This is a genomic window from Mesorhizobium sp. M7A.F.Ca.AU.002.02.1.1 (assembly GCF_003998535.1).
GTDB classification, from domain to species: domain Bacteria; phylum Pseudomonadota; class Alphaproteobacteria; order Rhizobiales; family Rhizobiaceae; genus Mesorhizobium; species Mesorhizobium ciceri.
This window is the reverse complement of sequence record NZ_RZPB01000155.1, coordinates 1-10,025: the sequence shown is the minus strand read 5'-3', so window position 1 is coordinate 10,025 and position 10,025 is coordinate 1. Positions and strand designations below refer to the sequence as shown.

Below are 10,025 nucleotides of genomic sequence, written 5' to 3'. Positions count from 1 at the left end.
GGGAAACTGCGGCAACTGTTGGAAGACGAGCCTGCCTCCCCACCAATGATGGCGTTCGAGCCAGGGGAACTGCGGCAACTGTTGGAGGACGAACCTGCCTCCCCACCAATGATGGCGTTCGAGCCAGGGGAACTGCGGCAACTGTTGGAGGACGAGCCTGCCTCCCCACCAATGATGGCGTTCGAGCCAGGGGAACTGCGGCAGCTGTTGGAGGATGAACCCGCTTCCCCACCGATGATGGCGTTCGAGCCAGGGGAACTGCGGCAACTGTTGGAGGATGAACCCGCTTCCCCACCGATGATGGCGTTCGAGCCAGGGGAACTGCGGCAACTGTTGGAAGACGAGCCTGCCTCCACTTGGGCACAAATCAATTCGACCCCACATGCGCGAGCGGACGGTGTTCATCAGCCAGCCCAGGCGCCGTGGCTCCCTGAACGCAGAAGATAACTTTGCGGAGGAGCGGTCACGCAACTGTCGGCGGCGCCGGGCCTCAGGGTGAATGGAAAGGATGGAGTGGCGGATGGTGTCGCGTGAAGGCGCAACACGCGTGCTGACCGACCTGCATACGTAGGAAGTCGTTCATTGCTCCCAAATCGTATGTGAGGAACATTCCTGTCCCGGCTGCGCCGCGCGATGCTAGGTCGCGTTGTTCAGCGGGCCAAGCCGATGACACCTACGAAGCTACTGATCGGGCAGATCGCCGTTGTGTGCGCAATTGTCATTATCGGCGTATGGACGGCAACCCAATGGTGCGCTCAAATGCTGACCTACCAGACGCCTCTCGGCGCACCATGGTTTCTCTTCGCCGGCTGGCCAATCTACAAGCCGTGGAAGCTGTTTGAATGGTGGTTCCACTTCGATGCTTATGCGCCGGAGGTCTTCGACAAAGCCGGTACGCTTGCAGGCGCCAGCGGATTCCTGGGTTGTGCCGCCGCAATCGCTGGCTCGCTTTTGCGCGCGCGACAGCGCGGGTCGGTTACGACCTATGGGTCTTCACGGTGGGCCACGACTCATGAGGTCGAGACGGCAGGGTTGTTACGGCCGGCGGGCGTTTTCCTCGGTAGGCTGAACGATCGCTATCTGCGCCATGACGGCCCGGAGCACGTCATGGCATTTGCGCCGACGCGTTCGGGCAAGGGCGTGGGGCTGGTTGTTCCAACGCTACTTTCCTGGACCGGGTCTGCCATCATTCATGATATAAAAGGCGAAAATTGGCAGTTGACCTCCGGCTGGCGGTCGAAATTCTCGTACTGCCTTCTGTTCAATCCGACCGACCCGAGATCGGCACGCTACAACCCGCTGCTGGAGGTGCGCAAAGGCCCAGATGAGATCCGGGACGTTCAAAACATCGCCGACATCCTCGTCGATCCCGAGGGCGCGCTGGAGCGACGGAACCACTGGGAGAAGACCAGCCATTCACTCCTAGTTGGCGCCATTTTGCACGTGCTCTACGCTGAAGAGGACAAGACGCTGGCCCGCGTCGCCACCTTCCTGTCGGACCCGCAACGCTCGTTTGCCGCAACGCTACGGCGGATGATGACGACAAACCATCTCGGGACGGGGCATAACCCTCAGGTCCATCCCGTAGTGGCCTCGGCGGCTCGCGAACTCCTGAACAAGTCGGAAAACGAGCGCTCAGGCGTCCTCTCGACCGCCATGTCCTTTCTCGGGCTTTATCGTGATCCAACGGTCGCGGCGGCCACTTCGTCCTGCGACTGGCGCATCGCTGACCTAGTGGATGGAGAGCGACCGCTGTCGCTCTATCTGGTCGTGCCGCCTTCGGATATCTCGCGCACCAAGCCTTTTGTGCGACTGATCTTGAACCAGATCGGCAGGCGGTTGACGGAGCGTCTGGAGGGGGACCCGAAGAAGAGCCGTAAGCATCAGCTGCTCATGATGCTGGACGAGTTTCCGGCGCTCGGTCGCCTCGACTTCTTCGAAACGGCGCTCGCCTTCATGGCAGGTTATGGCATTCGCTCCTATCTGATCGCACAATCTTTGAACCAGGTTTCAAAGGCCTATGGCGAGAACAATGCTATTCTCGACAATTGCCACGTGCGAATTGCCTTTTCCTCCAATGACGAACGCACGGCCAAGCGCATCTCGGATGCCCTCGGCACCGCAACCGAACTTAGGTCGATGCGCAACTATGCGGGCCATCGGCTTGCGCCCTGGCTTTCACATGTCATGGTGAGCCGCCAGGAAACCGCGCGCCCGCTCCTGACGCCAGGCGAGGTGATGCAATTGCCGCCGTCAGACGAATTGGTCCTGGTTTCTGGGTTGCCGCCGATCCGCGCCAAGAAGCTGCGCTATTATCAGGATCAGAATTTCACAGATCGGGTGCTGCCTGCGCCGGTGCTGCACGACGGACCCTATGCGGACTGCCCTGCATCACGCCCGGACGGCTGGACTGGACAAGTGTGCAGCGTCGATAGCCGACTTGCTGCGGACGAGGAAAGCGCCGACGCGCCAGTTGAAGACGAGGGAGGCGTTCAGCAGCAACGCCATCCAAGCCTGCCCGAAGAAGACGTTGTTGTCTCTCAAGAGCCCGATCAGGCCGATCTGTACAAGCCCGCAGACGATGACAGCGAAGCGCTCGCGGACAAGCGTGTCATGGATCGGATTTCCACTGCGGCCCGCGTCTACGGTATCAACGAGGGCAGGGGCGACGATGTCATTCCCGGCTTCTGAAGTCCGCTGAGTTGCAGAGCGCACCTCAGCGTAGATAACGGCCATAAGCAATTTTGAGCGTCTGGCCGATGCTTCTCCCGTCGCCGGCGCAACGCCGGGCCGTCGGAACGATCCGCATGAAGCCGCACCGCATTCGCCATCAGTTTCTGCTTGAGCCGGAGCTCAGCGAGAAACTGGACAACCTCAGTCGCGATCCGTCAACGACCAAATCAGCGATCGTGGGGAAGGCGATCGAGGCGTTCATCGAGCGGCGTGGCGAGAGCGAGTTCGATCGGCGCTACGGCGTAAGGCTTGACCGGCTCTCCCGCGATCTTGCCCACGTCAGGCGCGATTCCGAGGTGATCCTGGAGAGCCTGGCGCTCTTCATCCGCTTTTCGATCACCCTTCACGCCCACACGCCGGTCCCGGATCGGGCAACGCAGGCTATTGCCCAAGAGCGTTTCGAGAAATTCGTTGAGAAGGTCGGCCGCCAGATCGCTTCCGGCAAAAAGTCGCTTAGCAAAGACAATGGTGGGGGAGGGGAAGGATGAGCTCTCATCCCGAGGCCGACCACCGGCGGCGTGTCATGCTGCGCACCGCCATGGGTCCGGCAATCACCGAAGCCCTGGCCGATCCGTCCGTCATCGAGGTGATGGTCAATCCCGACGGCGCGCTGCGACTCGACCGGTTAGGCGAAGGTCGGGTCGATACCGACGTTCACATGCACCCGTCCGAGGCAGAACGTATCATCCGCCTGGTTGCTTCGCACGTGCGCGCCGAGGCGCACGCCGACAACCCGATCGTCAGTGCCGAATTGCCGTCTGGCGAACGCTTCGAAGGCCTGCTGCCACCTGTGGTGTTGGCGCCATGTTTTGCCATCCGCAAGCCCGCCGCGAAAGTCTACACCCTGGCCGACTATGTTGCCGAACGCATCATGCTGCCGCTGCAGGCCGATGCGCTGAAAAAGGCCGTCCGCGAGCGGCGCAACATGCTGATCGCCGGCGGCACTTCCTCGGGGAAGACAACACTCGCCAACGCTCTGCTGGCTGAAGTCGCCGAATGCGACGATCGGGTGATCCTGATCGAGGACACACGCGAACTGCAGTGCGCGGCCAGGGACTGCGTTGCCCTGAGAACAAGGCGGGGCTCGGTCACCCTTGCCGATCTCGTGCGCTCGACGCTGAGGCTCAGGCCGGACCGCATCATCGTGGGCGAGGTGAGGGGCGCGGAAGCGCTCGACATGCTGAAGGCATGGAACACCGGGCACCCAGGCGGCATCGCTACCGTACACGCCAATTCCGCGCGCTCGGCTCTCTATCGCATTGAGCAACTCGCCCAGGAAGCGGTGGTCACCGTTCCCCGCCGGCTCATCGCTGAGGCGATAGATCTGATCGTCTTCATAGCGGGACGCGGCTCGTCGCGCCACATCGACGCAATCGCCGAGGTCACCGGTCTCGACGGCAGCGGCGATTACGCCGTTGCCCCGCTCACGCTTTCGCAACTCCAGCAGCTTTGAAAGGCCTTCCTCATGCGCAAGAAGCTTCGCTTTCTTTCGTCCACAGCGCTCGCGTTTCTTATCACGGCCCCGGTTTATGCCGCCGGCTCCGGCATGCCGTGGGAGCAGCCGCTGCAGCAGATCCTGGAGTCCGTGCAGGGACCGGTCGCCAAGATCGTTGCGGTGATCATCATTATCACCACCGGCCTGACGCTTGCCTTCGGCGACACCGCCGGTGGTTTTCGGCGCCTGATTCAGATCGTCTTCGGTCTGTCGATCGCCTTCGCGGCATCGAGCTTCTTCCTCTCCTTCTTCTCCTTCGGTGGTGGGGCGCTCGTCTGATGGCCGCCGGGGAGCAGCATATCGAGGGCTTCGCAGTACCGGTCCACCGGGCGCTGACCGAGCCGATCCTGCTCGGCGGGGCTCCGCGCGCGGTGGCGATCCTCAACGGTACAGTGGCCGCGGCCATTGGCTTCGGCTTGCAGCAATGGATTGCTGGTCTGGTGCTTTGGATCGCAGGCCACTCGTTAGCGGTGTTTGCCGCAAGACGCGATCCGGACTTCGCCAGCGTGCTTGTGCGCCACCTACGTCTGAAGGGGTGGCTTGCATGCTGAACCTTTCGGAATATCGAAGCAAAGCCGACCGGCTTGCCGACCATCTACCCTGGGCTGCCTTGGTGGCGCCCGGCATCGTGCTCAACAAGGACGGCAGCTTTCAGCGGACGTTGCGGTTCCGCGGCCCGGATCTCGAAAGTGCGACGGAGGCTGAACTCGTCGGCATTTGCGCCCGGGCGAACAATGCTCTCAGACGCCTTGGCTCTGGCTGGGCATTGTTCTTTGAGGCCGAGCGCACAGAAGCGCTGGGCTATCCGAACTCGCATTTTCCTGACGCCGCGTCGTGGCTGGTCGACGAAGAACGCCGCGCTGCTTTCGAGGGGAAGGTAGCGCACTACGAGAGCCGCTATCATCTGACCTTGGTGTTTATGCCACCGCCGGACGCCCAGGCGCGCGCAGAAAGCACGCTCGTCGACTCTCATTATTCCCGAGGAGAAAGAGACTGGCGCCAGGATCTGGCGAGGTTCCGTGACGAGACCAACCGCGTGCTCGATCTCTTCTCGGGTTTCATGTCCGAAGTACGCGTCCTCGATGATGCTCAGACGTTGACCTACCTCCACGGCACGATTTCGCCTCGTCGCCATCCTATCATGGCCCCGGAAACGCCGATATATCTGGATGCAATCCTGGTCGATGCGCCGCTTACCGGTGGCCTGGAGCCGATGCTGGGTGAGCAGCATCTTCGCACACTGACCATCCTCGGCTTTCCGAACCTCACCCGGCCCGGAATCCTCGATACCCTCAATCATCAGGATTTCGCCTATCGCTGGATGACGCGCTTCATTCCGCTCGAGAAAACGGAAGCCACGAAGACGCTGACGCGATTGCGCCGGCAGTGGTTTGCCAAGCGCAAATCGATCGTGGCAATCCTACGCGAGGTCATTACCAACGAGCCGGTCCCGCTTGTCGATAGCGATGCCGACAACAAGGCGCTCGATGCCGACGAAGCCCTTCAGGCATTGGGCGGTGATCATGTGAGTTTCGGCTATCTCACCACCACCGTGACGGTGTGGGGCGAGGATCGCCAAGCCGCTGCAGAGAAGCTTCGCGCGGTCGAGCGCATCATCAATGGGCTCGGCTTCACCACGATCCGAGAAGGCGTCAATGCGGTCGAGGCTTGGCTCGGCTCATTGCCTGGCCATGTCTACGCTAACGTTCGCCAACCGCTCGTTCATACATTGAACCTTGCCCATCTCATGCCGCTGTCGTCGGTTTGGGCCGGTCCTGCGACAAACGAGCATCTCGCGAAAGTCACCCAAACCGAAGCGCCACCGCTTTTCGTTGCCGAGACCAGTGGGTCGACACCGTTTCGGCTTTCCACCCACGTCGAAGATGTCGGCCACATGCTGGTTGTTGGTCCGACCGGCGCCGGCAAGTCGGTTCTGCTTGCTCTGATTGCTCTGCAGTTCAGGCGCTACGCCGGCGCCCAGGTTTATGTCTTCGACAAAGGCAATTCGGCCCGTGCTGCAACACTTGCCATGGGTGGAGAACACCACGCGCTAGGAGCGGACGGTTCCCTTGCCTTTCAGCCACTGCGCAGCATCAACGACCAGGCTAGCCGAAGCTGGGCGGCCGAATGGATCGCCAGCCTTGTTGCCCACGAGAACGTCACCGTCACGCCGGAGGTGAAGGAGGCTATTTGGTCAGCGCTGGCCAGCCTTGCCACCGCGCCGGCGCAGGAACGCACACTGACCGGTCTTTCGGTCCTGCTTCAATCCAATGCGCTGAAGACCGCATTGATGCCCTACACGCTCGACGGTCCCTTCGGCCGCCTGCTCGATGCCGATCATGATGGGCTGGCCTTGTCGGATGTGCAGTGTTTCGAGACCGAGGAGTTAATGCACAGCCAAAGCGCTTTGCTGCCGGTGCTTACCTATCTGTTCCAGCGACTTGAGGAACGGTTCGACGGACGGCCCACGCTGATCATGCTCGACGAGGCGTGGGTCTATCTCGACAATCCGCTGTTCGCCGCCCGCATCCGCGAATGGCTGAAGGTGCTGCGAAAGAAGAACGTGTCGGTTGTCTTCGCTACGCAGTCGCTGGCTGATATCGCGGGCTCTGGCATAGCGCCGGCAATCATCGAAAGCTGCCCGCAGCGCATTTTCCTTCCCAATGATCGTGCCGTGGAACCCCAGGCGCGCACAGCCTACGAGCGCTTCGGTTTAAGCGAGCGGCAGATCGAATTGATCGCCCGCGCCACGCCGAAGCGTCAGTATTATCTGCAATCGCGCCGCGGCAACCGTCTGTTCGAGCTCGAGCTTGGCCCCATCGCTCTTGCGCTTTGCGGTGCTTCCGATCCGGCCACGCAGACTCTGATCGACAGGATCATGTCCGAAGACGGGCAAGGCAGCTTTGCCTCGCAGTTCCTGATCGCGCGCGGCCTCGATTGGGCCGGCGAACTTCTCAAGCAATTCCCTCAACCAGACAAGGAGCAATTCTCATGATGCGGCGACGCCTTCTCTCCGGCCTGATCACCGTTTCCCTGATCGCCAAGCCTATGGCCGACTATGTGCAGCCCGCCTACGCCCTTATCGTGTTCGATCCGTCCAATTATGCGCAGAACGTGCTGACGGCCGCGCGCGCATTGGAGCAGATCAACAACCAGATCCAGTCGCTGCAGAATCAGGCGACCATGCTGCAGAACATGGCGCGCAATCTTCAGCGTCTGGATTTCTCTTCCGTTGGCCAACTCACCGGTTCGCTCCATCGCATCGACGGCTTGATGGACCAGGCGAGTGGCCTCAGCTTTGATCTGGGCAAGCTTCAAGACCAGTGGCGCAGCCAATATCCGGAAAGCTACGACGCCACGATCAAAGTCAGCGATGTGGCGAGTGCTGCGCGGGAGCGTTGGCAAACCGCCATGCAGGCGTTCCGCCAGACCATGGGTGTCCAGTCGCAAATCGTCGAGAACGTCCGCGCCGACGGCGATCTGCTCGCCGATCTCGTCAACCGCAGCCAAGGGGCGGCCGGTGCGCTTCAGGCAAGCCAGGCCACCAACCAGCTGATGGCGCTTTCGACAAAACAGCAGATGCAGATCCAGACGCTGCTCGCAACGCAGTTTCGAGCTGAGGCCGAGGATGCCGCCCGCAAGGCCCAGTCAGACGAAGCCGCCCGCGAGATGACGAAGCGATTCTTGGGTACCGGCTCGGCTTATCCCGGCAATTAATCACGAGTTCATCACGACGAGAAAGGCAGCGGCATGAACGACCTTGGCGTCATCGATCGCTTCATGGAGACCTTCATCCGCTACATCGACAGCGGGTTCGGTCTGCTATCGGGCGACCTCGCCTTCCTCACTACCATTCTGATCGGCATTGACATCACACTTGCCGGCCTGGCGTGGGCGCTCGGCGACGAAACCAGCGTTCTCGGCCGGCTTGTCCGCAAGGTGCTCTATGTTGGCGTCTTCGCCTTCATTCTGAACAATTTCAAGAACCTCGCCGATATCGTTTATCGTTCTTTTGCCGGTCTCGGGATTAAGGCGTCGGCCGGCAATCTGTCGGCAGACAATCTCTTGCGCCCGGGCCGCATTGCCGCGACCGGTTTCGAAGGTGCTTGGCCAATGCTTGACCAAGCCAGTCAGCTCCTGGGCTTCCCGGAAATCTTCGGCAACGCACTGACCATCTTCGTGCTGCTGATGGCCTGGTTCCTGGTCATCATCGCCTTCTTCATCCTTTCCATCCAGCTTTTCATCACCATCCTTGAGTTCAAGCTCACCACGCTGGCAGGTTTTGTTTTGGTTCCATTCGCACTTTGGAACCGTTCAGCGTTCCTGGCCGAACGCGTGCTCGGCCATGTTATCTCGTCAGGCATCAAGGTGATGGTGCTCGCCGTCATTGTCGGTATCGGCTCCACGCTCTTCGGGGAGTTCGCTTCCGCATTGCAAGGCAAGGAGCCGGATCTTGCCGGTGCCATGTCCCAGGTACTGGGCGCACTGGCATTGCTTGGCCTTGGCATTTTTGGGCCGGGGATCGCGTCGGGTCTTGTCTCAGGCGCACCGCAGCTTGGGGCGGGCGCCGCCCTCGGCACGACCGCGGCGGCAGCGGGTGTATCACTCGTTGCTGGAGGCACAGCATTTGCTGGCGCGCGTATGGCAACCAGCGGCGGTGTCGCCGCCATCCGAGCCGGCACAACAATGGGATCGGCTGCTTCCACGTCATGGCAGATCGGGCGCGCAACCTCGCCCGACGCTGGCCTCTCCGGTGTGGCTGCTGGAATGCATGGTGTAACCAGTGCAGCTGGCGGCGCCGCTATACGCATAGCGCGATCCGCCACTGCAAGTGTTGGGCGCAACGCCGATGCCGGGCGCGATGCCGCGTGGACCGCGACCGGCGGCACGCCGACAGCGCCAATGACCGAACGCTCTGCCGGTTCGGCCACTGTTTCGGCGCCGACGTGGGCAAGGCGCCTACGTTCTGAACAGACCGCCCGTGCAAATCGCCACGCTGCCATGCAAGCTGTCCGAGACGGAGACCGGCCGGGAGGCAGCGCCACCCCCTCTCTCAACGACAAGGATGACTAGATGCTCTTCAAGCGACCCGTGCACCGTTACGGCAAAACACCCGAACCGGTCACGCCGTATCAAAAAGCCGCCCAGCTGTGGGACGAGCGCATCGGCTCATCTCGACTGCAGGCCAGGAACTGGCGGATCATGGCCCTTGGCTGCCTGGCCTTGGCGACCGGGCTTTCCGGCGGACTCGTATGGCAGTCGATGCAAAGCCGTGTCGTGCCTTATGTCGTCGAGGTCGATGGCTTCGGCGAGACGCGCGCCGTCGCGCCGGCGATCCGGAATTATGAGCCCTCGGATGCTCAGATCGCCTGGCATCTCGGCCGCTTCATCCAGAATGTCCGTTCCGTTTCCACCGATCCGGTTTTGGTACGGCAGAACTGGTTGGCAGCGTACGACTTTGCTAGCGATCGCGCAGCGCTCTTCCTCAACGAATACGCCAAGGCGAACGACCCCTTCGGTCAGATCGGAACGCGCAGTGTTTCGGTACAGGTCACCAGCGTGGTCAGAGCCTCCGAAAGTTCATTCCAGGTCAAATGGACCGAGCAGGTGTTTGAGCGCGGAAGCCTTGCCAGCACGATGCGCTGGACTGCGATCCTCACGATCGTGATTCGCTCGCCAAGCAATACGGATCAGCTGCGCAAGAATCCGCTCGGCGTCTTCATCAATGCCATTGACTGGTCACGCGAGCTCGACAGCGCCGTCCCAACCCCCCTTTCTCCGACGGAGTCCACCAATG

At 61.4% G+C, this 10,025-nt stretch carries 10 protein-coding genes; all 10 read left to right on the top strand.

What is annotated here, in order from left to right:
* Positions 1 to 447, top strand: a 447-nt coding sequence (locus tag EN879_RS38945; RefSeq protein WP_206520941.1) for a hypothetical protein, incomplete at its 5' end; no start/stop codon positions are given.
* Positions 448 to 666: 219 nt separating this feature from the next.
* Positions 667 to 2,691 carry a conjugal transfer protein TraG gene (locus EN879_RS12440; RefSeq protein WP_063169233.1) on the top strand — a complete coding sequence of 675 codons (2,025 nt, stop codon included), beginning with the start codon at positions 667 to 669 and terminating at the stop codon, positions 2,689 to 2,691.
* Positions 2,692 to 2,807: 116 nt separating this feature from the next.
* Positions 2,808 to 3,221 carry a CopG family transcriptional regulator gene (locus EN879_RS12435; protein ID WP_063170364.1) on the top strand — a complete coding sequence of 138 codons (414 nt, stop codon included), beginning with the start codon at positions 2,808 to 2,810 and terminating at the stop codon, positions 3,219 to 3,221.
* Complete coding sequence (gene trbB, locus EN879_RS12430) at positions 3,218 to 4,186, top strand: P-type conjugative transfer ATPase TrbB (protein WP_024502850.1); 969 nt, start codon at positions 3,218 to 3,220, stop codon at positions 4,184 to 4,186. The genes EN879_RS12435 and trbB overlap by 4 nt, the downstream gene beginning before the upstream one ends.
* 12 nt (positions 4,187 to 4,198) lie before the next feature.
* A complete protein-coding gene (locus tag EN879_RS12425) occupies positions 4,199 to 4,507 on the top strand; it encodes a TrbC/VirB2 family protein (protein WP_024502851.1) in 309 nt (102 codons plus the stop codon).
* Positions 4,507 to 4,779, top strand: a complete 273-nt coding sequence (locus EN879_RS12420) for a VirB3 family type IV secretion system protein (RefSeq protein ID WP_024502852.1) — start codon at positions 4,507 to 4,509, stop codon at positions 4,777 to 4,779. The genes EN879_RS12425 and EN879_RS12420 overlap by 1 nt, the downstream gene beginning before the upstream one ends.
* A complete protein-coding gene (trbE, locus tag EN879_RS12415) occupies positions 4,773 to 7,223 on the top strand; it encodes a conjugal transfer protein TrbE (protein WP_063169232.1) in 2,451 nt (816 codons plus the stop codon). Before EN879_RS12420 ends, trbE begins: the two co-directional genes overlap by 7 nt.
* Positions 7,220 to 7,945, top strand: a complete 726-nt coding sequence (gene trbJ, locus EN879_RS12410) for a P-type conjugative transfer protein TrbJ (protein ID WP_024502854.1) — start codon at positions 7,220 to 7,222, stop codon at positions 7,943 to 7,945. The genes trbE and trbJ overlap by 4 nt, the downstream gene beginning before the upstream one ends.
* A 33-nt stretch (positions 7,946 to 7,978) precedes the next feature.
* Positions 7,979 to 9,301, top strand: coding sequence for a P-type conjugative transfer protein TrbL (gene trbL, locus EN879_RS12405; RefSeq protein WP_063169231.1), 1,323 nt, complete (start codon positions 7,979 to 7,981; stop codon positions 9,299 to 9,301).
* On the top strand, positions 9,302 to 10,025 hold a 724-nt coding region (trbF, locus tag EN879_RS12400), incomplete at its 3' end, for a conjugal transfer protein TrbF (RefSeq protein WP_164774385.1).

What these genes read in the sequence shown, in the direction of transcription:
- EN879_RS12440 (WP_063169233.1), top strand. Translation starts at nt 667, where the DNA reads ATGACACCTACGAAGCTACTGATCGGGCAGATCGCCGTTGTGTGCGCA.
- EN879_RS12435 (WP_063170364.1), top strand. Translation starts at nt 2,808, where the DNA reads ATGAAGCCGCACCGCATTCGCCATCAGTTTCTGCTTGAGCCGGAGCTC.
- trbB (WP_024502850.1), top strand. Translation starts at nt 3,218, where the DNA reads ATGAGCTCTCATCCCGAGGCCGACCACCGGCGGCGTGTCATGCTGCGC.
- EN879_RS12425 (WP_024502851.1), top strand. Translation starts at nt 4,199, where the DNA reads ATGCGCAAGAAGCTTCGCTTTCTTTCGTCCACAGCGCTCGCGTTTCTT.
- EN879_RS12420 (WP_024502852.1), top strand. Translation starts at nt 4,507, where the DNA reads ATGGCCGCCGGGGAGCAGCATATCGAGGGCTTCGCAGTACCGGTCCAC.
- trbE (WP_063169232.1), top strand. Translation starts at nt 4,773, where the DNA reads ATGCTGAACCTTTCGGAATATCGAAGCAAAGCCGACCGGCTTGCCGAC.
- trbJ (WP_024502854.1), top strand. Translation starts at nt 7,220, where the DNA reads ATGATGCGGCGACGCCTTCTCTCCGGCCTGATCACCGTTTCCCTGATC.
- trbL (WP_063169231.1), top strand. Translation starts at nt 7,979, where the DNA reads ATGAACGACCTTGGCGTCATCGATCGCTTCATGGAGACCTTCATCCGC.